19 protein-coding genes are annotated in these 23107 nt (G+C 53.3%); 4 read left to right on the top strand and 15 right to left on the bottom strand.

Features of this window, described 5'->3' with window-relative positions:
• Nucleotides 1–279: 279 nt before the first annotated feature.
• Genes NST04_RS13560 through NST04_RS13550 form a run of 3 tightly spaced genes read left to right on the top strand, consistent with a single transcriptional unit; the run spans nucleotide 280 to nucleotide 2498 of the window.
• The gene (locus tag NST04_RS13560) at nucleotides 280–1050 is read left to right on the top strand and encodes an amino acid ABC transporter substrate-binding protein (protein WP_341184666.1); all 771 of its coding nucleotides are present in this window, start codon (nucleotides 280–282) and stop codon (nucleotides 1048–1050) included.
• 29 nt (nucleotides 1051–1079) lie between these two features.
• Nucleotides 1080–1739 carry an amino acid ABC transporter permease gene (locus NST04_RS13555; protein ID WP_341184665.1) on the top strand — a complete coding sequence of 220 codons (660 nt, stop codon included), beginning with the start codon at nucleotides 1080–1082 and terminating at the stop codon, nucleotides 1737–1739.
• A 15-nt stretch (nucleotides 1740–1754) separates the two neighbouring features.
• Complete coding sequence (locus tag NST04_RS13550; protein WP_341184664.1) at nucleotides 1755–2498, top strand: amino acid ABC transporter ATP-binding protein; 744 nt, start codon at nucleotides 1755–1757, stop codon at nucleotides 2496–2498.
• A gap of 573 nt (nucleotides 2499–3071) precedes the next feature.
• Here the strand turns inward: NST04_RS13550 and NST04_RS13545 are convergent.
• The 10 genes from NST04_RS13545 to NST04_RS13500 all read right to left on the bottom strand — a co-directional run bounded on the left by NST04_RS13545 (nucleotide 3072) and on the right by NST04_RS13500 (nucleotide 14887).
• Nucleotides 3072–4220, bottom strand: coding sequence for an AI-2E family transporter (locus NST04_RS13545; RefSeq protein WP_341184663.1), 1149 nt, complete (start codon nucleotides 4218–4220; stop codon nucleotides 3072–3074).
• Between the two features lie 332 nt (nucleotides 4221–4552).
• Nucleotides 4553–5617 (bottom strand): suppressor of fused domain protein, encoded by a 1065-nt coding sequence (locus tag NST04_RS13540; RefSeq protein ID WP_341184662.1) that lies wholly within the window; start codon nucleotides 5615–5617, stop codon nucleotides 4553–4555.
• Between the two features lie 309 nt (nucleotides 5618–5926).
• Complete coding sequence (locus NST04_RS13535) at nucleotides 5927–7111, bottom strand: NAD(P)-dependent malic enzyme (protein WP_341184661.1); 1185 nt, start codon at nucleotides 7109–7111, stop codon at nucleotides 5927–5929.
• 267 nt (nucleotides 7112–7378) lie between these two features.
• Complete coding sequence (locus NST04_RS13530; protein WP_341184660.1) at nucleotides 7379–8737, bottom strand: 2-hydroxycarboxylate transporter family protein; 1359 nt, start codon at nucleotides 8735–8737, stop codon at nucleotides 7379–7381.
• 605 nt (nucleotides 8738–9342) lie between these two features.
• Nucleotides 9343–9600, bottom strand: coding sequence for a hypothetical protein (locus NST04_RS13525; RefSeq protein WP_341184659.1), 258 nt, complete (start codon nucleotides 9598–9600; stop codon nucleotides 9343–9345).
• Nucleotides 9601–9697: 97 nt separating this feature from the next.
• Entirely contained in the window at nucleotides 9698–10405 is a 708-nt protein-coding gene (locus tag NST04_RS13520; RefSeq protein ID WP_341184658.1) for a response regulator, read from the bottom strand.
• Nucleotides 10406–10583: 178 nt separating this feature from the next.
• Nucleotides 10584–12194 carry a DcuS/MalK family sensor histidine kinase gene (gene dcuS / locus NST04_RS13515; RefSeq protein ID WP_341184657.1) on the bottom strand — a complete coding sequence of 537 codons (1611 nt, stop codon included), beginning with the start codon at nucleotides 12192–12194 and terminating at the stop codon, nucleotides 10584–10586.
• An 82-nt stretch (nucleotides 12195–12276) separates the two neighbouring features.
• Nucleotides 12277–13869 carry a sensor domain-containing diguanylate cyclase gene (locus NST04_RS13510; RefSeq protein WP_341184656.1) on the bottom strand — a complete coding sequence of 531 codons (1593 nt, stop codon included), beginning with the start codon at nucleotides 13867–13869 and terminating at the stop codon, nucleotides 12277–12279.
• A gap of 179 nt (nucleotides 13870–14048) precedes the next feature.
• Nucleotides 14049–14606: a 5' nucleotidase, NT5C type gene (locus NST04_RS13505; RefSeq protein ID WP_341184655.1), complete on the bottom strand. Its 558-nt coding sequence runs from the start codon at nucleotides 14604–14606 to the stop codon at nucleotides 14049–14051.
• A gap of 134 nt (nucleotides 14607–14740) precedes the next feature.
• Nucleotides 14741–14887 (bottom strand): lmo0937 family membrane protein, encoded by a 147-nt coding sequence (locus tag NST04_RS13500; RefSeq protein ID WP_209871657.1) that lies wholly within the window; start codon nucleotides 14885–14887, stop codon nucleotides 14741–14743.
• Between the two features lie 202 nt (nucleotides 14888–15089).
• On the opposite strand from NST04_RS13500, the gene NST04_RS13495 reads away from it, so the two are divergent.
• Nucleotides 15090–16118: an alpha/beta fold hydrolase gene (locus tag NST04_RS13495; RefSeq protein ID WP_341184654.1), complete on the top strand. Its 1029-nt coding sequence runs from the start codon at nucleotides 15090–15092 to the stop codon at nucleotides 16116–16118.
• Between the two features lie 49 nt (nucleotides 16119–16167).
• On the opposite strand, the gene NST04_RS13490 is transcribed toward NST04_RS13495, so the two are convergent.
• The 5 genes from NST04_RS13490 to NST04_RS13470 form a co-directional block, all read right to left on the bottom strand.
• Nucleotides 16168–16824: a class I SAM-dependent methyltransferase gene (locus tag NST04_RS13490; protein WP_341184653.1), complete on the bottom strand. Its 657-nt coding sequence runs from the start codon at nucleotides 16822–16824 to the stop codon at nucleotides 16168–16170.
• Between the two features lie 208 nt (nucleotides 16825–17032).
• On the bottom strand, nucleotides 17033–19840 hold the full coding sequence (locus NST04_RS13485; protein WP_341184652.1) for an alpha-mannosidase: 2808 nt from the start codon (nucleotides 19838–19840) through the stop codon (nucleotides 17033–17035).
• Nucleotides 19841–19862: 22 nt separating this feature from the next.
• Nucleotides 19863–20684 (bottom strand): carbohydrate ABC transporter permease, encoded by an 822-nt coding sequence (locus tag NST04_RS13480; protein ID WP_341184651.1) that lies wholly within the window; start codon nucleotides 20682–20684, stop codon nucleotides 19863–19865.
• A gap of 21 nt (nucleotides 20685–20705) precedes the next feature.
• On the bottom strand, nucleotides 20706–21572 hold the full coding sequence (locus NST04_RS13475; RefSeq protein ID WP_036699600.1) for a carbohydrate ABC transporter permease: 867 nt from the start codon (nucleotides 21570–21572) through the stop codon (nucleotides 20706–20708).
• A gap of 68 nt (nucleotides 21573–21640) precedes the next feature.
• A complete protein-coding gene (locus NST04_RS13470) occupies nucleotides 21641–23023 on the bottom strand; it encodes an extracellular solute-binding protein (RefSeq protein ID WP_341184650.1) in 1383 nt (460 codons plus the stop codon).
• Nucleotides 23024–23107: the final 84 nt, after the last annotated feature.

Below are 23107 nucleotides of genomic sequence, written 5' to 3'. Positions count from 1 at the left end.
TCTGAAGTTTACCGCATATAACTGTTATCTGAAACCGTCTTCATTCCGGCTCCACCGGGATGTAGGCGGTTTGGCCGTTCAAGCGGACAGCCAAGCACGTATGAACACGCTCAGCTCCGGGCCGGAGGAGATAGATTTATTTTGGACACATCTGCCTCTCTCAACTCTCTCAACTCTATCGACATAAGCTCACATCCTATGCTATTATGATAACCTGATAACGTATTAACGAACTAAAGCAATGGATGCGGCAGGCAATCTACTAGGGGGATTAGAGAGATGAAGAGACAGGGAATATGGGTTCTACTCGTAATTATGGCACTTGCAGTGGTCACTGGCTGCTCCAGTTCAGGCGGTAAGGACGGGAAGCTGGTGATCGGCATCGACGACAAGTTCGCACCGATGGGCTTCCGGGATGATAACAATGAGCTTGTCGGCTTCGATATCGATTATGCGAAAGCCGCTGCCGCGAAGATGGGCCGGGAGGTTACCTTCCAGCCGATTGACTGGTCCGCGAAGGAGTCTGAGCTGAACAGCGGGCGGATTGATATGATCTGGAACGGATACACCATCACGGATGAGCGCAAGGACAAGGTGTTATTCACGAAGCCTTATCTGGAGAATAGTCAGGTGGTCGTTGTGCTGGCGGATTCAGCACTTGCGAAGCTTAAGGATCTGGCCGGTAAAGAAATCGGACTTCAGAGCCTCTCCTCTGCCGCCGATGCCCTGGATGCGAATCCGATCAAGGCCGAGCTTGGCGGCGTGTCTGAATTCACCGATAATGTGCTGGCGCTGACCGACCTGAAGTCGGGCCGTCTGGACGGGGTGGTCATCGATGAGGTGGTTGCCAGATATTACATAGCCAAGGAGCCGGATACGTACAAGCTGATGGAAGAATCGCTGGCCCCTGAGCAATATGGTATCGGCATTAAGAAAGGTAATGAAGCTCTGCTGGATGAGCTGCAGAAGGCGCTGGATGAGCTGAGCAGTGACGGAACAGCCGCCGACATTTCAACCAAGTGGTTCGGAGAGAATAAGGTATTGAACTAGATGCTATCGTTTAGGAGCCGGGTGTAGACATGGATATCGATTATATTATTAGAATCTCCGGACCGATGCTGGAAGGCGCCCGGACTACGGTGCTGCTGTTCCTGATCGTGATCGTGCTGTCCATTCCGCTCGGGATGGTCGTCACGCTGATGGCCAAAAGCACGTTAAAGCCGCTAGCCTGGATCGCACACACCTATATTTACGTCATGCGCGGAACGCCGCTCTTGCTGCAATTGTTCTTCTTCTGCTTCGGCCTGCCGCAGATTCCCGTAATCGGGGAATATCTGGTTATGGACCGTTTTGTAGCGGCGAGCCTGGGCTTTATCCTGAATTACGGCGCTTATTTCGCCGAAATCTTCCGGGGCGGACTGCTCTCAATCGATAAAGGCCAGCATGAGGCGGCCAAGGTGCTTGGGCTTAGCCGTTGGCAGACACTGCGCAAGGTCATTCTCGCTCAGATGTTCCGCGTGGCGCTGCCTGCGGTTGCTAATGAGTCCATCACGCTGGTCAAGGATACCGCTCTGCTGTATGCCGTGGCGGTGCCGGAGCTGCTGAATTTCGCCAAGACGGCGGTGAACCGTGATTTCACCGTCACGCCTTTTGTCGTAGCGGGCGTTATTTATCTGCTGATGACCCTGGTGCTGACCTTGTTCTTCAAGCTGCTGGAGAAACGTTTCAAATTTGAGTAGAAGGGCTGTATCGCTATGAGTAGCATGATTGAAGTACGGCAATTGAAGAAGGACTTCGGCAGCCTCAGTGTGCTGAATCAGATAAGCTTTGATGTGAAGCCCGGCGAAGTCGTTGCGGTGATCGGACCCTCGGGCTCCGGCAAAAGCACCATGCTGCGCAGCCTCGTACATCTGGAGGAAGTCACCGGCGGCAGCATCTCGATCTGCGGGAAAACGCTTGTTGAGAACGGACGCTACGCCAGTACGGCGGCGATTAGAGACATCACCTCAAGCATGGGGATGGTGTTCCAGCATTTCAATCTGTTTCCGCATCTCAGTGTGCGGGACAACCTGGAGCTTGCCCCGCGCACACTGAAGCGGGAGAGTGTGCAGCAGATCACGGCCAAGAGCCGGGAGCTGCTTGCCAAGGTAGGCCTGGCTGACAAAGCCGACGTCTACCCCTCTACGCTGTCAGGCGGGCAAAAGCAGCGGGTTGCTATTGCCCGGGCAATGATGCTCAGCCCGGACATTCTCCTGTTCGATGAGCCGACCTCGGCACTTGATCCTGAATTAACCGGCGAGGTGCTGCGCGTCATCCGCCAGCTGGCCGAGGAGAACATGACGATGATGATCGTCACCCATGAGATGAGCTTCGCCCGTGATGTCGCGGACCGCGTCTTCTTCATGGACAACGGGGACATTGCCGAATCCGGCACCCCGGAGGAGATCTTCGGCAATGCGAAGTTGGAGCGGACGCGGACGTTTTTGATGCGGGAGTAGCTGTGAGTAGAGCTTAACAGCTTGAGTAGTGCGTTGCAGCTTTGCGGCTGAAGCCTCATGCTGGTCCGAACACAGAGCGGCTACCCTTCTGCTCATGGTGATTCTAATTGAAGAAGGTCTATCCCAGCCATATGATGGCTTTTGGGATAGACCTTTTTTGGGATTCAGATCAGTATGCGGTTGTATCGGATGTATACCCACAGCTCAGAACGCAGCGTGTGAAGCAAATGGATTTAGTTCATCTAATTTCGCGCTACAGACACACTTTCAGAGATTAGTTGGATAAACAACACTTACTGGGGCCGACTTTCGGTGAATCCTTAGAATTGGGCAGATTAGATGTACTTTTCCACCTACTCCCCCGTAACCGTCCATTCCGCGCGAAATAAGTGCCTTTTTTCCAACTCTGCCCCGAGGCCGGCCCAGCTCCAGTCTTACTTCAACCTACTCGCTCTTACTTCATCCAACCTTGCTCTTACTTCACCCAACCTCGCTCTTACTTCACCCAACTCGCACTTTCTCTACCTCATTCAAGCGCTAATCGGCACTTAATCTGCCTTATTCAATTACTACCTACTCCCCCGCTTCCGCAGAAGATACTGTGCCCTCGGGCACCGGCTCCGCCGGTCCCATGGGCGCTGGCGGCTCCTCATCCCAGCGCTTGCGGATGAAAAGCTGATACAGCTTGACTGTTATGATTTTGAGCATCATGTAGACCGGAATAATAACCAGGATACCGATGATTCCGCCGAAATCGCCGCCGGCCAGAACGAGAATAATGGTGGTCAGCGGGTGGATATCCATGCTTTTGCCGAAGATATAAGGGGCCACCAGGTTATCCTGAATCTGCTGCGCAACGAGCACGACCACAATCGACAAGACCGCCGTAGACGGGGACTCGATCAGACCGATAATGAAGATCGGCACAGTAGACAGAATGGCCCCGATAAAAGGGATAAAATTCATCAGCACCGCCACCAGCGTCAGCAGCAGCGCATACGGCAGGCCGATAATCAGGAACCCGATGTACATGAGCACGCCGAGCGCCAGATTGACCAGCACTCTGCCGACGATGAAGCTGCCCATCACGTTGTCAATCTCGGCAACCACCCCGGCGCCTTCCTCATGATAGCGTCTCGGGAAAAAGCTCACGAGCTTATCGCCGAACTTCCCGCCCTCCTTTAGCATGTAGAACAACAGGATCGGAAAGGTGAACAGCACAATCGCAAAATTAGAGACAAAAGAGAACAGCCCGGACACATAGCCCGTTGCCAGCGAAAAGCCTGTATTTAAATAGCCTATCAATTGGCTGGACAGGTTCATATTCTCGGGAAGCAGTCCTGACAGCAATTCAGTGTTCTCCAGCTTGCTAAGCTGCTCCCCTACTGCCCTCAGCACACCCGGCATATTGTTGACCAGGTTCAGCAGCTGACTTTGCAGCGAAGGCCAGACCCCTACTGTGAAGCCCAGTAACAGCATAGCAATGACCAGATAGACCAGCAGGATCGCCAGCGTCCGCTTCATTTTGCGGGAGGACAGGAAGTCAATCAGGGGCCGAAGCAGATAATAGAAGAAGACGGCGAGCATTAACGGCACCATCACAACCTTGAACAACGAGATAATGGGGGTAAAAATAAAGTCTACCAGTGAGCTGACATAGATAATGCCCAGCACCAGCAGCACGGCAATACACACGCGGATAAACAAATTCAATTTGGCCATAGTGGACTCCCGTTCTTATATTTTAAGCAGCGTTTCTTATTCACTTAAATATAGCCGGGGATTCTTAATTCAGACTAAACCAAGTCTAAAGATAAGCTAAAGATTGGGTCTTCAGGCAGTCTATCCGTTTTTAAAAATCATCCTAACGGATGAATAAGATTACCTTTGCGCGAACACAATGTATGCTGTTTTTGATATACATTCAGGCCATATGCCTGCTTACGAACACAATGTATGCTGTTTTCCATATACATTCAGGCTATATGCCGCTATACCAGCCCATTCTATTCGGTTGTAGCATACATTATCCAGACTTCAGGCCTTGGCTCTGATTATCCGATAGTCTTGACCACATTACCTTCCTGGTCTTTGATATAGGTTTTGCGGATCTGCACCTTCAATCCTTTGGCGGCAGACAACCGGAGCTCCCCTTCCTTAGGCTGGAGCTTCTCCTCCAGCTCCAGGACCGCCTCTTCCGTCAAGCCGAGGCTGACAAAGTCCTCGTTGACCACACTCTCGTTATCGGGTCTGCGCTCCAGCATCACCTGCAGCTTCTTGCTGGTCAGGGTCAGCGGCTTCCCTTTCAGCAGACGGCCGCGCAGCAGCTTGGCTATAGTCGGTGCCTGCCTTGCGCCTATGGTCAGGACAGCAGGTGCTGTGCCGATCAGGCGGCTTTTGCCCGGCTCATAATCCAGTTCATCCACATACAGAATGCCCGTCTGCGACCCGTCACGCTCGATGCCCTGACGTACCGCCTCCTGGATGACAGGAAGCCGGAGCAGCGAATCCCGGTCAAGATCGGTGATATAGAGAGGGAGCACCTCCTGGCTGGCCTCCAGGAAGGCATTGGTATTCCAGGAAATCATCGCTTCCAGCTCGTCCGCTGTGATTCCTACCATCTGCAGGAATTCCACACGGCCGTTCGGCGTATCCACAGCTGGAAGCTCCGGGTCATCGGTGAACGCCAGCGCCGTCAGCAGGGTATCAGCCCCGAGGCATATGGGGCCATTGGCATCCAGATGATGGCCGGAAGCAAAGATATTGCCGCTGGAGAATACATATCTGGCCATGTTTTGCAGCAGATTGATTGCCCAGGCTGGAGGCTCCTGCTCGCCGCTACTACGCGCCAGACGGAAGGTCAGCTCGAAGCCGTAGCCGCTGTATTCAAGGTCTTCAGACTCCTTCTCATACAGCTCGGAGAACCCGAAGGTTACGAAATGCCAATGCGGGTATGGCTGCTCGGCTGCATAGGCGCTGATTCCGTTCAGCGGGTCATTCCCCCCCAGGCTATAGGGCAGCATTGCAGCATAATGCTTAGGTTCCTGTTGTCCGTATATCCCTGTCATCTGTTTCTCTATCGCATCCCAGCCGATAGCTTCCACTTCATGCTCACTCATCTCTTTCCCTCCGATATCAGATTTATGTACAACCGGGTACTTCCATATCCGGCCCAGAATCTCCCGTTCATTACCCCATTTGCAGGGACCCCAAAACATACAAATTAACCCCACAAAGTGGGGCTTTGGCTTCGATGATGACTCAGATACTTTGCGGGGACCCCAAAACATACAAAATAACCCCACAAAGTGGGGCTTTGGCTTCGATGATGACTCAGATACTTTGCGGGGACCCCAAAAGATACACAAACGGCAAGCTCATCTGACGAGCTTGCCGTTTGTGTATCTTCATTAATATTAATATAGGAATCAGTTAATGCCGACGAGCAGGTTCTTGCGGGCTACGCCGCTCTTGGCTGCCGCTTCGGCTACAGCCATGCGGATTCTCTCTACTACCCGCGGATCGAAGGCGTCTGGGATAATGTATTTCTCATGCAGCTCAGACGGGTCAATCACGGAGGAGATCGCCTCTGCAGCCGCCAGCTTCATGTCTTCATTGATATCCGTAGCTTCACAATCCAGCGCCCCTCTAAATATCCCAGGGAAGCACAGTACATTGTTAATCTGGTTCGGATAGTCGGAACGGCCGGTCGCCATGACTCTTACATGCGGCGCAGCAATGGCGGGATCAATCTCCGGCATCGGGTTCGCCATAGCGAAGACAATCGGGTCGGTGGCCATGTTCAGCACATCTTCCAGCTTCAGCACATCCGGTGCAGAGACTCCGATGAAGACATCCGCGCCTTTGATCACATCGGACAGACTACCGATTTCTAGATAAGGGTTCGTAATCTGGGCAAAATCGCTCCAATGGCTGCGCTCATAATCCGCCAACCGGTTAATCGCGCCCTCCCGGTCCACGCCGATCAGGTTCACCGCTCCGGCATGCAGCAGCATTTTGGAGACGGAGATGCCTGCTGCACCGATGCCGTTGACCACGATTTTGACATCCTTAATATCCTTGCCGCATACCTTGAGTGCGTTCAGCAATCCGGCAGTTACGACAATTGCCGTACCATGCTGGTCATCATGGAAGACCGGAATGTCCAGCTCGGCTCTTAGTCTGGCTTCAATCTCGAAGCAGCGCGGAGAGGAAATGTCCTCCAGGTTAATGCCGCCGAACGTCGGGGCAAGCGCTTTTACAATCGCAATAATCTCTTCGGTATCCTTGGTGTCCAGGCATATCGGCACGGCGTCTACGTCTGCGAACTGCTTGAACAGCGCTGCCTTACCTTCCATAACCGGCATGGCCGCCTTCGGCCCGATATCGCCAAGCCCCAGTACAGCCGTGCCATCGGATACGACAGCTACGGTATTCTTCTTCGTGGTTAGCTCATAAGCCTGGGACTGATCGTCGGCAATCGCCTGACAGACCTTCGCCACACCCGGCGTGTAGACTTTGGACAGGTCGTCTTTGCACAGAATCGGATGCTTCAGGGTAGTTTCAAGCTTACCGCCTTTATGCAGCAACATAATTTCTTCTAATAGTTCCATATTAATTCCTCCATTCAACTGGTTCACCGTTTGTTACATCCCTCTCGGATCTTTCTATATATAGCGGAGCTTCCTGCATCCGAACCTTTCCAGGCCCGGGTGCAGCCCCGTCAACTATGCGTTTCATATGCTCCTGTAGTCATTCTCCGCGATAATGAATGGATTGGCAATACAAAAGCTGACATCTGCAAATTGTCCATGATTTAGACACGATTGAAGGCGATTTCATGTGATTCATGCGAATCGGCTAGTGCTGGTGCGCCTCGCTTAGCCGCCCCATACTGCTATGAGCAGCGTGGCCACAACCACCGTAATAGCTCCACCGATACGTGTAGAAATCTGTGCGAATGGCATCAGCTCCATACGTCCGGAGGCCGACAGAATCGCTACATCGCCAGTTCCTCCTAGACCGCCGCGGCACCCGGTAACAATCGCTGCTTCGACCGGATACATGTTGACCCATTTGCCGGTAAAATAGCCAGTGATCGTCATCGCCACAATCACTGTAGCGCAGACAATAATATAAGGAAGTGAGATCAGGGCCGCGACATCCTTCAGCGGAATGTACAGCATCCCCAGGCCGACCATGAGCGGCCAGGTTAACGTGCCAGACACAAGCTTGTAGAGCTGATAAGCACCCTGCTCGATTTTGGACGGGAGCAGCTTGGAAATCTTCAATAGTGCCGCTGCGAAGATCATCAGGATCGGACCCGGAATGCCGACAAACGGCGACAGCAGGTGTCCGGTGATGAACAATCCGCAGGCGAACAGCAGGCCCGCGCCCATCAGCAGGAAGTCCGGCTTCGCGCTGTCATACGTGCTGCCCGCCAGCTTCTGGCCATCCTTCGATTTCACCAGGACACCGTTCCCGGTAATGGACGGATTTTTGTCAGCCATCCGCTTGAGCAGGCCCGCTCCGATAATCGCAAACACGTTGCCGATCACCGCCGCCGGAATCATCTGGGCCACATAGGAACCGGATTCCCCGCCGAGGATCTGCGAGAACGCGATGGACAGCGGGAGAATGCCTTCCCCAACGCCGCCGCCGATAATAGGCACAACGATGTAGAACAACGTCCGGTGTGCGCTATAGCCGAGCAGCATCCCTACGCCCATCCCCGCAGCGACTGCAGCGATCGTTCCGGCCATCATCGGAATGAAAATACGGATGAAGCCGTTAATCAGCGTGGTCCGGTTCATCCCTGTAATACTTCCGGCTACCAGAATCGAGATGTACAGGTAGAGGAAGTTCGATGTCTTCATCAGCGTGTTGACTGATTCGAGCACCGAAGGGTCGAGCACATTCCAGAACACCAGGAACGATGGGATCATTAGCGAGAGGATCGCGGGACCGCCGATATTTTTCAGAATCGGAAGCTTGAAGCCCAGATCACTGAGCAGCACCCCCAGGACAATAATTACTGCAAAGCCGCCGATCATGTCGTTTGGCAGTTCACCAAGCACAGAAGCCGCAAAAATAATGAGTGCAAATACCACGTAGAGCGGGAGCGGAATAACGCCTACCTTTAAATGCAGAACCTTCTGGACGAAGCCCTGTTCTCCTTGCTTCAGTACAACAGGCTGCTGTTCCGGTACCGAAAGTGGGGGTTGAATTGCTTTTTGCATGTTAACCTTACCTCCTTAACTCTTTTACAAATTCATCATAGCTGCTTTGAAAGCGCTTTTGTTTTTATGAAAGTAATAAAGGGGTTTTGTAAATTATTAAAGTAAGCGCTATCAGGATAGAGGTAGGAGTGAGGGCGGGGGGATTGACGGGGAGTAGTAGAGCACTCTACATGGTCGAATTTGATTATAGGTGCTGGGGAGGAAGTATGCTGGAGTTCCGGCGGGTCAGAGGCTGGTAGTATCATGGGAAGGCAGGTAACATTAGTTAGTATGGGAGCTTAATACGTAGTCTGATTAATTCAGGTGCACTTGTGCTCCTCATTTGAGCTTACCGCTGACTTTTGCCTAATTCAGGTGCACTTGTGCTCCTCATTTGCGCTTACCGCTGGCGTTTGGCTAATTCAGGTGCACTTGTGCTCTTCATTTGCGCTTACCGCTGACTTTTGCCTAATTCAGGTGCACTTGTGCTCCTCATTTGCGCCTATCGCCGACTTTTGCCTAATTCAGGTGCACTTGTGCTCCTCATTTGCGCTTACCGCTGACTTTTGGCTAATTCAGGTGCACTTGTGCTCCTCATTTGCGCTTACCGCTGACTTTTGGCTAATTCAGGTGCACTTGTGCTCCTCATTTGCGCCTATCGCCGACTTTTGCTGGGATTCAAAGGGATTTATCCCTTCCATTTCAGCATCCAGCCCACTTTCGGCCAATTCAAAGGGATTTATCCCTTCCATTTCAGCATCCAGCCCACTTTCAGCCAATTCAAAGGGATTTATCCCTTCCATTTCAGCATCCAGCCCACTTTCAGCCAATTCAAAGGGATTTATCCCTTTCCTTTCGGCTCCCAGCCCACTTTCAGCCCCCAACCCACTTTCTGCCCCCAACCCACTTCCGCTGTCTGCACAACACAAAAAGCCCCGCCGCAGGATGCGCGGCAGGAGCTCCAGAACTAGTTAGTTGGACTTAAATATACTTAGTAATCAAACTCTTGCCGTTCGGAGCGAGCCGGTATTTCTGCACCGGGCGGCCGATGCTGCCGTAGACAAGATCCATCTCCAGCACGCCCATCTCAGTCAGCCCGATCAGGTATTTGCCGGCGGAGACGCGGGAGATGCCGGATACCGCCGAGATATCCTCAGCGGAGAACAGCTCGCTGCCGCAGGCCTCCACGGCACGCCAGATGGTCTGGAGCGTCTGCCGGGTGAAGCCCTTCGCCAGCTCCTGCGAAGATGTCCGCTCCTGCTTGAATCTCGCCAGCCTGTCCAGCTCCGACTGGTTCAGCCGCTCCTGGCTGCGGAACAGCTTATTCTGCTCCCGGTATCCGTTCAGGGCGGCCCGGAGCCTAGCGAACTCAAACGGCTTGATCAAGTAGTCCACTGCCCCGTTCTGCAGCGCTTCCTGAATGCTCTCCTTGTCGCTCGCCGCCGAGATGACGATGACATCGATCTTCACGCCCCTGCGCCGGATCTCGGACAGCAGCTCCAGTCCGTTGCTCTCCTTCATGTAAATATCCAGCAGGATCAGGTCATAGGCCTGCTTCTCCAGCATACTCAGCACTTCTTCCGCCGAGCTGGCCCAGCCATCGGCTCGGAAGCCTTCCACCTGCTGCACATAGAACTTGTTCATCTCCGACACCATCGGATCATCTTCAACAATAAGTACTTTGATCATAATGGCTGATCACCACTCTTCATGGGCTTTCCACCCTTTTCATTTAATTATCTTCACTTTTCATTAATTATCTTCACTTTTCATTAATTATCTTCACTTTTCATTAATTATCTTCACTTTTCATTAATTATCTTCACTTTTCATTCATTATCTTTACTCTTCATCATTCTCATAGGCTTCAGCCATTAGCATCACCCTTCGCTCTATAAGGGATCTGCACCGTGAATTCGGTACCTTCCCCCTCCCGGCTGTCATATATAATCGTTCCGCCCAGCTTGACTATGCTTCGCCGCACCAGATACAGTCCTACGCCCCGATCGCCGCCTTTGGTCGAATAGCCCTGTTCAAACAGGCGGACTCCATTCTCCGCAGATATGCCTGTCCCGTTATCACTAACCTGGAGAGTAATCTGGTTGTCCTTATACCGGAATCCAATCTCGATCTGCTTGGTGTCAGCACCTTGGAGCGCTTCCAGCGCATTGTCCAGCAGGTTGCCCGTAATCGTCACCAGTTCCCGCGCCACCTGGTGATCCGCCGCTTCAGGCAGTATACCCTCATCCCGGATCACCAGCCGCACGTCGGCCTCCCTGATTCTGCTGAGCTTGCCGAGCAGGAATCCGACCATCACCGGGTCTTTGACCTGCCGGACCACCGAGTCTGCCTCGGTCTGGATATTCTGTACAATATCCGTGAGATACTCCTCAAGCCGGTCGTATCTGCGCATAGTATTCAGCCCCATAATGACATGGAGCTTGTTCATGAACTCATGGGTCTGGGCACGCAGCGCCTCGGCGTACAGGGAGATACCGGATAGCCGCTCCATCAGAATACTGATCTCCGTCTTGTCCCGGAATGTGGCAATTGCCCCTTCGATGATCCCGTTCACCCGGACCGGAACCACATTCACCAGCAGCGTAATGCCGCTCTGCTCCACTTCCTTATCCTGCAAGGCTTCCCCAGTCTCCAGCACCTTCTCCATCCGCAGCAGCGGCCAGAATTGCCCGGCTTGTCTGCCTACCGGCTCCTGGTTCAAGCCGACGCTGCCCATCAGCCTCCGGGCCTCGGCATTCACCAGGGTGATCCGCGATTCCTTATCGACGGCCAGAATCCCCTCCTTGGTCGATTGCAGCATGGCGCTGCGCTCCTCCAGCAATTTGGCGATTTCTCCCGGCTCCATGCCGAACATCATCCGCTTGATTTTGCGGGCGAGCAGGATGGCACCGAATATCCCCATCAGCCCGCCGACCAGAATGCCCGAGTAGATAATCCAGCGGTTCTGCTGTACGGCGGAACGGACACTGCCCAGCGATATGCCTACAGCGACTGCCCCCACCTGCTTGCCGTCAGCGGCAAAGATCGGTGAGAACGCTCTCACAGAATAACCGAGCGAGCCCTCAGCCACGGATATAGTCTCCTTGCCGTGCAGCGCATCCGTCTCATCCCCGCCCATGAAGTGCTTGCCGATCAGGGCCGGATCAGGGTGGGAACGGCGAATGCCTGCCATATCCATCACTACCACGAATTGAACGTCATTGATAGCGCTGATATCCATAGCATAACGCTGGATGCTGCCGGAATCCGGCTCAGCAAGCAGTCCGTCCACCACCCCCGGCGTGCGGGAGACCGTGCGGGCAATGGTGATGGCCTTGTTTTCCAGAGAAGCGCGGGCCTCTTCGGAGAATCTCATGCCGAACATCACATACACAATCAGCAGCACCAGCACAACAATCAGGCAGATCATCAGGGTGATGGTGGTCTGAAGGCGTAATCTTTTTGTACCAATTCTCACAATGCTCCACCTTCAGGAAATTTTTCTCGATTATAACGCAAAAGCACTCAAAGCGCGATAATCACAATTCAAAGTAATTCGGCTAAGACTCCGTAATCACCGACTGGTTCCGCCCTCTGCTTTTCGCCAGATACAAGGCCTGATCCGCCTTCATAAGCAGTCCCGTAAGGTCGGCGGCATGTGATGGATAGTGGGCAATTCCCTGTGAAATCGTCAGCTGTGCCGCAATCGGCGCCTGGCTCCGTTCAACCGCAAGACGGATTCGCTCAGCAGCACTGAGAGCTTCCGCAGGTGTAGTCCGGGCCAACAGAATAACGAATTCCTCCCCGCCATAGCGGTAACAGACATCATCCGGGCGAAGCGAGGTTACAATGACCCGGACGACATGCTTCAGAACTTCATCGCCCAGATTATGGCCGTACGTGTCATTGACCTGCTTGAACTTATCAATATCCAGCAGCACCAGTGAAAAGGGTACACCAGAGCTAATCCGCTGGCTGATCGTCTGCTCCAGAGACCTGCGATTCATCAGACCGGTCAGCACATCCGTCTCGGCTTCATGGGTCAGTTGCTCGGTCTGCTGCCGGATATTGGCCAGGGCAAGCGACACCCCGTCTGTCAGTAAATACGCCTCCCGGCTCCAATAGCGCTTCGCTTCCTGCAATTCTATCTGTTCCGTGCCCATTCGGCTCACGACATCTGCCAGATAGACGAAGGGACGCGCAAACTTGCGCGCCAGCAGAATAACGCCCAGCAGCAGCAGAATGAACGGTATGGAGGAAAACCCGATCAGGGTACGGAAATGCCCGATCAGCTCCTGATGAATCTGGCTAATCGGGGAGACAACCACAATGCCCCAGCCATTGGCAGGCACACTGGAGTAACCCGCCAGCATCTCGATGCCCCGGGTGTTCGTAACAGGCCGTTCTCCGCTTTGCTTAATCATCAGCTGCTGCACAACCTCATTACTGCTGACATCTGTGCCGATCCGCACTTTATCCGGGTGATAGACCAGATGCCCTTCAGAATCCACAATATAATAATAAGCCCCCGAATCATCCTCCTGCCCATTGTCAAAAATCTCAGACAGCACGTTATTCTCCTGAAGATAGATGGTGCCGCTAAGAATTCCGGCATAAGTACCCGCAGCATCGAAGATGGGCTGGCTCAAAAATACGATTAACCGCTTGGTATTGGCCGTCAAATAAGGGGAAGAAATATAAGGCTTGCGGAGTGCTAAGGCTTCCTTGCTATTCTCTGAGGTGATGTGCTTGCCTGTGGTCCCTATGCTGGCAGGTGAGACATTGCGGACGAGTCCGCTGGCGTCAACCACGGTGATGGAATTGAAGAAATTGCTGCTGCTGCGCATCAGATCCAGAGAATCATTCACTTGCTGCGGCGGCACAGCTTCTATGTCAGACAGCCTGGCGGCATTGTATTCTAGAGTCCCGTGCATGGACTGAAATAAGGAATCCATCGTCTTGGACATACGGTCAGCATTGAGGTAATTCAGATGAAGCGTGGTCTCCATTAAGGAGCGCTTCTTGGACTCATACGAACCGAGCAGAAGAATACTCGAAGTTAGCAGAACCACCAGCGTTACCAGACCTGTGAGCAGCGTGGTCAGACTCAGCTTTTGACTGTGACGAAGCGTGCGCTTCAACCTAATATACAAACCCGCAATCCTCCTTGGAGCAAAAAACGCAATGATATATTTATCATACCGCAAATACTGATAATGTTCGACAGCGGATTTATGGCAGAACAGGCGGCACATCTATCCCGGACATAGCAGAATAAGCCCGCAGCAGCGAGGCTTATCTTCAAGCAGTTATTCAAGTTCTCAGGTTCACCCTACGCCTGCAAAATCTCATCCACCCGTGCCGATGCACCCTCCCAGGAGGTCATCAACGGAAAAGAGTATTGCTCCCGTACCCTCAGATTCCACGGATGCGGAATACAGAGTACCTTCTTCCCTGCCTGAACAGCGGGCAGCAGATTATGCGGGCCGTCATCAATCAGCAGATCGTAGCCGATCAGATGCTTCCGCTTGCAGGTAAAGAAATTGTCGGCCGGGATATACGGCATATGCTTTTGCAGCCAGTTCCATTTCTCCAGCACCGTCTTCGGGACAGCGGCCGTCACAATAATAACGTCATAGGCGTTGTGCAGCTTCTCCATCTCTTCCACCACATATTCGTCGAACAGCTCCAGCTCCTCGTAGAGACCCGGTCTGCCGAAGAAAAGATCCATGGTGCTGTCCGGATGGCGCAGATGGTCCGTGTTCCAATCCATCATATCTTCATAGCGAAGCGGATGTGTAGGAAACTCAATGTTATTGTGGTATATCGCACGCTTCACGAGATGACAGATGGTATCATCCATATCGACGGCGATGATCGGTTTGCGCATTGAATCTCCTCCATGTACATTTTCATTCATTATAGGCAACCGGGCAATGGGTGTCCAGACGGCACATAAAAAAGCACATGCCTCCTTCACAGGGACACATGCTTTCCTGCCTGTTCATATCCACTCATTTCCCGTTATCTCCGCGACCGTCCCTTGAACAGGTTGATCACGAACAGGACCGCTGCGACAAACAGCAGAAGATGAATCATGTTGCCCATGAAATTAAAGATGAGGCCTAACAGCCATACCACCACTACAAGTCCGATTAATCCCCACAGCATAAGCTTACCGCCTTTCTCTTCCGGTTTTATTTGTTTGTACTTTACCCTTGCGGAGGGGAATTTAAACGGCTAGTCCGGCAGATCCGGCTGTGGAGACAGCTGTTTTCCCAGGTTTTAGGACATTGCTTAATTGCGGGACAGGCTGTTATACTGTTTTTAAATAATACAATTGTATTGTAAAAAAGGAGACGAACCTATCCCCATGACCCACTCTTCAAGTCATCCGAAACCTGCTGCGCCGAAACTGCGAAGCAGGCTGCTTAAGCTGCTGCTTATTCTTGTATCAACCGTCCTATTAATCATAGGATCCGGGTTCATATATGAAGCCATTTCCGCAAGCTCCGCCCGTAAAAGCTATCCTGCACCGGGTCAACTGGTGGATGCCGGTGGCTATAACCTGCATATTCGCCAGTTAGGAGCAGGAGCCCCTACTATTATTCTGGAAGCAGGCAGCGGTGAAACCAGCCTGTCGTGGAGAGATATTCCTGAACAGTTAGCAGAACAGGCTACCGTGGTCACTTATGATAGGGCCGGGTATGCCTGGAGTGAGCAGGCCGATTCGGAACGCTCGGGCGCCAATATTGTGCGTGAACTGCACACGGCACTGAAGAATGCAGACATTCCCGGCCCCTACTTGATGGTCGGCCACTCTCTCGGCGGCATGTATGCCCGGCTGTTCACTCAGACTTACCCGGACGAAGTAACCGGGCTGGTACTGATTGATGCCAGACCCGAGAATGACGACCTGGAGACGAAGCCGATTCTGGCCGCCGAGAATATTGCCGGCAACCCCAGCGCTTCCCTGCTGAGCCTGCTCAAGCGATCCGGTGTGCTGCGGCTATTCCAGGATCAGCTACTAGCAGGGCTCGTTGCGCCACAAGACCGCGGGGCGTTCATTAACGTTATTTCCACGCCAAGTTATTTTGCCGCCAAGGAGCAGGAAGCAGCATTAGCTGTCTCCACCGAGGATGCGGTCCGCGGGCAGAACTTCGGCTCGCTGCCAGTCAAGGTCATCGCCCGCGGCTTGCCTCAGGACTATGCTTCCTTCGGAGTCTCCGAAGATGCGGGCCGGCGGCTGGAAGCGATCTGGCAGGAAGGCCAGCGGAGCATGCTGAACCTGTCTTCCAACAGTGAACTTATAGTCGCCGAGAAAAGCGGGCATATGATCATTCATGATCAGCCGGAGCTGGTCGTCCAGACGATTCTCGGTATGCTCGCCGCAGGGAAGTGATCTTGATTGCAGCACATTGCATGCAGCATGACATTTCAAGCTGCATTCATTATGGGTACATCGGCTTGATTACATTCCAGTTGGCATGCATAGACAAGGTTACCGGGGAACAGCCCTTGGGCATCAGAATGCCAAGCCCATAGCTATGCTCGAATTGTACTGCATAGTACTGCTTCTGAAGATCTTCCCACAGGCGGTGCACGCCGAAGTCGTCTTGCATAGCCGCAATATCATGGAACAGAATAACACCTTGATCCGCCAGCTTCGGCAGCCAGGACTCATAATCATGCTTAACCGCCTCATAGGTGTGAAGGCCGTCAATATGCAGCAAGTCGATGCTTCGGTCTGCAAATTGAAGCAATGCCTCGTCGAAGGTCATTCGCAGCAGATGGGAGATCCCGGGGTAATAGGTGGCCGACGAGGATTGCACGGATTGGTAACAGGATTCATCGTACAGTCCCGAATGCTGGTCGCCCAGCCACGTATCGACTGCGTAACATTCCGTTGCAAGCCCATGATCCTTGACAGACTGACAGAAGGCGAAGTGAGAAGCTCCATAATAAGTTCCTAACTCCACTACCCGGTTCGGCTGTATATGACGGACCAAGTCATAGCCGAATCTGCGGTGCCCTTCCCAAGCGGTATTCAGATGTGTCCCCCGCTCATCCGTCTCAAACACAGGTCTGCTGCTGCTCCATACCGTCATGTACACTCCCCCCGACCCAAGAGATATACGTTAGTGTATTCGGAGCGAGTAGGATTGGCTTGGATATCTGTAACCTCCAAATCCGATAAATTTTCAGATTGTCCGGATTGCGCACTAAATAAAAGCGGTACAAACCCAAGACTCATTCGTGAATGAGCTTGCAGGTTGTACCGCTTATTTTCGGTTTCTATACAATTAGTGCAATAGCTTACTTCTCCAACTGGTACACCTGTGTGACGATCTTGTAGCCGCCTACAGGCTGCTCCGCTGCCGCAAGCTTCGAGACACGGCGCTCCAGCACATCACTCTCATAGACAGCCTCTGCCCCGAAGGCAGGCTGAACCTTGAGTTCAGCCGGTTCGCCGCCCAGGTTGTACCAGCGGGCCACGAGATCGCCCGTCTCCTCTGCCATCTTGAGGGTCGAGAAGGCCAGCGGCGAAGCACTGGAGTTCCAGCTTAACCACTGCCCCGATACCGGCAGGGTCACTCCGCCTGAATGCGGACGTCCATTCACGGCCGGAACACGTGTAGCAGGACCTTGGGTCTGAAGGACCGTCCACGGAATCTGGTACTGGTAAGCTTGGGCATAAGCACCGGATACCGCTCCGTCACCTGTATAAGGGATGATCGCGTATTCTACGGATTGCTGGCCCAGGCACTGTGCCTCCGGCGTCTCGAACACACCCCAGTCTCCGAGTTCAGAGGACGAGCGCAGCAGGGTTACTGCAATGGTGTTCTTGCCGTCCAGCAGTACCTCGTATTCATTCAGGCCCTTGTTCGCAACCGCAAGCCCATGGACTCCGTCCGCTACGCTGACGAAGACCTGCTGATGCTGGGCATTACTCGGATTGATCCACTCTGCCGCAGGCCGGTTATTACGTCTGGCCACCTCGAACACGGAGTCAGCATAGTGGTGGTCCGCTTCAAGCCCTGTAGGGAACAAGGCTCTGAGCCGCTGATCCTTGGCCTGATTATTGAAGCTGGTGCTTACCTGCAGCATTCTGCTTCCAGCTTCCAGTGTATAGTGTGTGGTCAGCACAAGCGGAACCATCTGAGCCGAACGCTGGGCTGTGCGCTCCGTGAACGGTACCATCTGCTGCTTCTCGGTAAGGAAAGTCTCGTCTGCACTGGCCGGAACCTCCCAGCGCAGCACCGTCTGCATCACCACACGCGACGGGGACTGCTCCTTGATTGAAATCTCAGCTGTCAAGCCTTCGGTGGTCAGCACCTCGCTGCCTTCCGGCTGACGGTACACATACTCATTGCCGATATCCCCGGTGTTCTCATAGGCATTCAATCCGGCATAGACCGCACCTGATTGCTTGTCTGTAACAGTCACGGTACCGTTGTCCGCAACCGCAACGATCAGCTTGGCATTCTCCATGGTATGGCCCTGGACATGTACACTATCCAGCACGGCTGCTTCCGCACCGGCGGCAGCGGCAGCGGGAACCATAGCATACGTACGGTACCCAAGCGCAGCCACCTCCGCTGCCGGGAAGCTCATCCGCACCTTACGCGCCATATAAGGCTGGCGGAAGCGGTCCTTGGGCAGCTCATACCCGAAGTGAACCCCGAGATCCTCAATCTGGGCCGGATAGACTTTACCCTCTTCGTCCATAACCTGCCATTCGCCCAGGGGCTCCTGCTTCAGCTCCCGTGCAAGCCCCTGCGGGGTTGGGCCTTGAGGGAAATATCTCTTCGCCGTAATCAGCTCCACCGTCACCGTTCCGGTTCTGGACCAGCCGCTGGTATTAAATACGGTGAACGGAACGGCTTCCGGTCCCCATGCCGCTACCGAAGAGACATCAATGGCTTCAGTAAGCGCAGCCGCGCTCTGGGCGGCAATCGCCTCAGCCATCTGGCTGCTCTTGGCGAACCGGGTCACCATCTCGCGGTGCACCTCATCCACGCTGCAGCCGCAGATGCTGTCATGCGGGTGATTCTGCATGAGCGTCTTCCACGCATAGGTCAGCAGCGCATGCGGATAGGCCTGTACCCCGGCCAGCGCAGCGAACGCCGCCAATGGCTCAGCCACCTTTTCCAGCAAGGTCTGGCCGGATTGGTTCAATTGCTTCAGATACACCCGCGATGAGGCTGTGTTTACCAGTGTGCCCCATCCATCCGTATGCTGGCTGCGCAGCTCCCCTTCCACCGTCACCAGATCGCCTGGAAGATTGTCTTCCAGCGCCTTCAGGTACTCGTCGAAATTGGAATGCACGAACTCCACATCGGGATACAGGCTGGAGGCGGTGCGGATGGCCTCCGACAGATCGGTCTGAATCGGCTGATGATCGCAGCCGTTCATGAACAGCAGATGCGGAGTAGAAGCGAACTTCTCGGCGTCTGCGAGATTCTTGTCCCAGTATGCCTTGGCGGCAACCGGGTCTGCCGGAACCTCCATGCCGTTGCAGTACCAGTTGGCGAACAGCACACCCAGCACCTCGGAACCGTCCGGGGAACGCCAGACCATCTCGGAATAAGGAGACTCGTAGGTATCGTTCTCGCTGACTTCATTATTGAAGCCTGTCGGCTTCACGCCGCGTCCGAAGATGGCATTCGTAATTCCAGCCTGCTGGAGAATCTGCGGCGCCTGGCCCATATTGCCGAAGGAATCGGGGAAATATCCGGTTTTGGAGATGATCCCGAACGGTCTCGCATCCATATGCCCGATCAGCAGGTTGCGCAGATTTGCTTCCCCGCTGGTCAGGAACTCGTCCTGAAGCACGTACCACGGACCGAAATGAATGCGTCCTTCCCGGATATAGCGGTCCAGCCGCTCTCTCTGCTCCGGGCGGACCTGGAGATAATCCTCGCGGATGATGGTCTGTCCGTCCAGGTGAAAATAGCGGTAATCCGGATCTTGATCCAGCGTATCGAGCAGCTTATCCATCAGTTCAATCAATAGCAGATGATGATGTTCATAAGGCATATACCATTCACGGTCCCAGTGCGTATGCGAAATGATATGTGCGGTTTTTTTATTAACTATGTTGTTGTCTATGTTGTTAGCCATCTAGGTAACCCTCCATTATCCCTTATCCTTTTGTCGCTCCGCCCATGCTGAACCCCTTGGACATATACCGCTGGGAGAACATATACAGCACTACGGAAGGCATCGTGTAGAGCAGTGAGAAGGCAGCGAGTCTGCCATATTCGACCATACCATGGCTGCCGAAGAATTGATAGATTGTGACAGAGGCCGGCAGCTTCTCCGGTGTCTGGAGCAGGATGTACGGCACGAAGAAGTTCCCCCAGCTGCCCGAGAAGGTAAAGATCGCAATCGTCGCGATACCCGGAAGCATGAGCGGGGCCACGATTCTCCGGAGTCCGCCCCAGACGGAGGCCCCGTCAATCCATGCTGCTTCCTCCAGATCGATCGGCACGGAGTCCATGAAGCTCTTCATCATCCAGATCCCGTAGGGCAGGGAGGAGGATGTGAGGAAGAGCATGGTCGCGAAGATTGAGTTCTGCAATTTGAAGAACAGGAACATCTGAAATACCGGAACCATAACCGCCGTAATCGGCAGAGCCGTCATGAAGAGGATGCTGAGCAGGAAGCTTTTTTTGAAGCGCATCTCATAACGGGATAACGGGTATGCAGCCAGTACGGATGCAATAACAACAAGGGTTGCCTGCCCTCCGGAGAGAATGATCCCTACGCCGAACGAGCGCAGATTGCCGCTGTCTCCGAGCACTGCCGAGAAGTTATCGAGTGTAAAATTAGGGAATCTAATACCCTGCTGGGCATTTGTATCAAACGAAGCGAGCAGAATCCAGAATAACGGCAGCAGGAAGCAGAGTCCCAGAACCACCAGAATCCCGTATTGGATATTACGTTGAAGCCTATGCTTGACCACAGTGATGCACCTCCTTCAGGGTTAGACCTTGACTTTCATAGATTTCATATAGAACAAGCTTGCAACAATTCCGATCACCAGCAGCACGAGCGAGATCGCGGTGCCGTATCCGAACTGATAATTGACGAAGGCCTGGTTGTACATAAATACCGGTAAGGTCTGAGTGGCCGTTCCCGGTCCCCCTCCGGTCATGGTATAGATCAGTGTGAATACGCCCAGTGTCTGGAGCGTGACAAGCATCATGTTGGTGACGATCGAGCCTTTTACCATAGGAATGGTGATGTAACTAAGAATCTTGAAGTTGCTCGCTCCATCAATCGTGGCGGCCTCCTCAATATCCTTGGGAATCTCATCCAGTGCGGATTGATAAACCATCATCGAGAACGCTGTGCCGTGCCAGATGTTGGCAATGATGACACTCACCATCGGGAAGCTGAACAGCCAGGAGACCGGGCTAATGCCAAACCAGCCGATGATCTGATTAAGGGACCCGTTATCACTGAAGAACGCTACCATACAGAAGGCGACAACGATCTCCGGTGTAACCCAGCCCGCAATGACGATAATGCCGATGATCCGGCGGAAGGTTACATTCTTCTCTTTCATTAGCAGGGCCAGAATGAAGCCGAGCACGACCTGCCCGATGACCGCTGAGAAAATCAGGAACACCAGGGTTCTCCAGACGCTGATCCGGAAATCCGGGTCCTGGAACATGTTCGTGAAGTTCTGGAAGCCGATGAATTGCAGGTTACGGGCAGCACTCCCCGTCAGAGCCATATTGGTAAAGGCAAAGCAAATGGTCAAAATAATCGGTACGATAAAGAATATCAGCAGCAGCAAGACAGAAGGCGTCAGAAATAAAAATGCGCCCCGCGACTTCCTTTTCATAGGTCACTCCCCCTCCAAATCCGAAAGAGGAGAATGGCTTCTCCTCTGCGTTCGAATTCTCAAATCCACTATTTGACTTCTACTTTATCTTCGCCAAGCGAGCGGGTAACATTATCCTTCAGCTGCTTCACAGCATCTTCCGGCGACAGCTTGCCTGAAGCAATGCTCTCTACAATACTCTGAAGCTGCGCAGATACGGTTGCATACTGATCATTGGCCGGGCGGAATTTCGCTACTTCCAGTAAGGCTTGCGCCTCCGCTGTATACGTACGGTCTGTATAGCCTGCTACGTCCACCGAATCATTACGCGGGCTCAGGTTGCCCTCTGCCACTACCCGTCCTGTTGCATTCTCCTGATTCATCAGGAACTCCAGGAACTTCCACGCTGCTTCCTTATTCTGCGATTGTGCCGGAATCGACCAGGCCCAGCCGCCGGACATGGTGATGGCTCCAGGCTCTTGACCGTTCTGCGTCGGGAATGGAGCGAAGCCCATCTTGTCTGCTACATTCTCAATCGGTGCTGCGCCGTTCTCGAACCAGGTGGAGCCGGCCCAGCTTCCGTCTACGGCCATCGCCAGCTTGCCCTGCGGGAACAGCTGCTGGAAGGCAATGCTGCCGGCTTGTCCGTTAAGTGCTACCTGCATCGAAGGGCCTGTCTTATCTACATTGAACAATTGATTAATGAATTTGAAGGAATCAAGGAGTCCGGGGCTGCTTACGACCCATTTCTTAGTTTCATCGTTATAGAGGGTGTCGTTCGTGCCGTACAGAAGCATCTCCAGCGTCTGCATCGTTACGCCTTCTCCGCTCGATTTGCCCACGATCATATTCAGCGGGGTTACGCTCGGCAGCTTATCCTTGATGGTACGTGCGGCTTCCAGCACCTCATCCCAATTAGCAGGCTTGAACGGCACCGGTAAGCCCGCTTGCGCCAGCAGCTCTTTGTTGTACCAGATACCGCGTGTATCCGAGGTTGCAGGTACGCCGTAGATTTTGCCGTCTTCACCGGTCACACCGGCTTTGAGGTTCTCAATGAATTTGTCCTTCCAGTCACTCCAGCCCGCAACCTGCGTATCCAGCGGCTCCAGGTATCCGGCTGCGGCATCCGATTTGATGATTGAGGTATCTTCGGCTACGATATCCGGCGCTGTATCGGGCGACTTCATCTGCAGGACGATCTTGGAGGTGTAGTCCCCTTCGCTGGCCAGCACCGGAGCAATCTTGATCTTGATATCCGGGTTGTCCGTTTCGAACTTTTCAATCAGTCCCGATTCAAAATACTTGGTTAATGTATCCTCGGAGCCCGACGAACGGAAGGTAATGGTGACCTCCTTCTTCCCTTCGGCTGCGCCCGAACCGGAATTCGAATTGCCGCTTGAACAGGCCGTTGTCAACAGAAGAAGAGAAGCCATAGCCGCAGTCATCGAAACTTTGAATTTATTCATTTTCATTTGTCTTTGCCCCTTTTGGTTGTAGTTTCATAACGCTTTCATAAAAGCTTCGAAAAGAACGGACAAGCCGTCTTTTCTACTACA

The sequence above is a fragment of the Paenibacillus sp. FSL H7-0756 genome (assembly GCF_038006765.1).
Classification (GTDB): Bacteria; Bacillota; Bacilli; order Paenibacillales; family Paenibacillaceae; genus Paenibacillus_AQ.
This window is presented reverse-complemented; position numbering and strand designations above follow the sequence as displayed.

Excerpts from the sequence above, each read along its gene's own strand:
- NST04_RS13530 (WP_341184660.1), bottom strand. The coding sequence starts at position 8,737 with ATGCAAAAAGCAATTCAACCCCCACTTTCGGTACCGGAACAGCAGCCT.
- NST04_RS13500 (WP_209871657.1), bottom strand. The coding sequence starts at position 14,887 with ATGCTGTGGGGATTAATCGGACTTGTAGTGGTGGTATGGCTGTTAGGC.
- NST04_RS13540 (WP_341184662.1), bottom strand. The coding sequence starts at position 5,617 with ATGAGTGAGCATGAAGTGGAAGCTATCGGCTGGGATGCGATAGAGAAA.
- NST04_RS13550 (WP_341184664.1), top strand. The coding sequence starts at position 1,755 with ATGAGTAGCATGATTGAAGTACGGCAATTGAAGAAGGACTTCGGCAGC.
- NST04_RS13535 (WP_341184661.1), bottom strand. The coding sequence starts at position 7,111 with ATGGAACTATTAGAAGAAATTATGTTGCTGCATAAAGGCGGTAAGCTT.
- NST04_RS13560 (WP_341184666.1), top strand. The coding sequence starts at position 280 with ATGAAGAGACAGGGAATATGGGTTCTACTCGTAATTATGGCACTTGCA.
- NST04_RS13470 (WP_341184650.1), bottom strand. The coding sequence starts at position 23,023 with ATGAAAATGAATAAATTCAAAGTTTCGATGACTGCGGCTATGGCTTCT.
- NST04_RS13485 (WP_341184652.1), bottom strand. The coding sequence starts at position 19,840 with ATGGCTAACAACATAGACAACAACATAGTTAATAAAAAAACCGCACAT.
- NST04_RS13545 (WP_341184663.1), bottom strand. The coding sequence starts at position 4,220 with ATGGCCAAATTGAATTTGTTTATCCGCGTGTGTATTGCCGTGCTGCTG.
- NST04_RS13555 (WP_341184665.1), top strand. The coding sequence starts at position 1,080 with ATGGATATCGATTATATTATTAGAATCTCCGGACCGATGCTGGAAGGC.
- NST04_RS13520 (WP_341184658.1), bottom strand. The coding sequence starts at position 10,405 with ATGATCAAAGTACTTATTGTTGAAGATGATCCGATGGTGTCGGAGATG.
- NST04_RS13505 (WP_341184655.1), bottom strand. The coding sequence starts at position 14,606 with ATGCGCAAACCGATCATCGCCGTCGATATGGATGATACCATCTGTCAT.
- NST04_RS13475 (WP_036699600.1), bottom strand. The coding sequence starts at position 21,572 with ATGAAAAGGAAGTCGCGGGGCGCATTTTTATTTCTGACGCCTTCTGTC.
- NST04_RS13495 (WP_341184654.1), top strand. The coding sequence starts at position 15,090 with ATGACCCACTCTTCAAGTCATCCGAAACCTGCTGCGCCGAAACTGCGA.
- NST04_RS13490 (WP_341184653.1), bottom strand. The coding sequence starts at position 16,824 with ATGACGGTATGGAGCAGCAGCAGACCTGTGTTTGAGACGGATGAGCGG.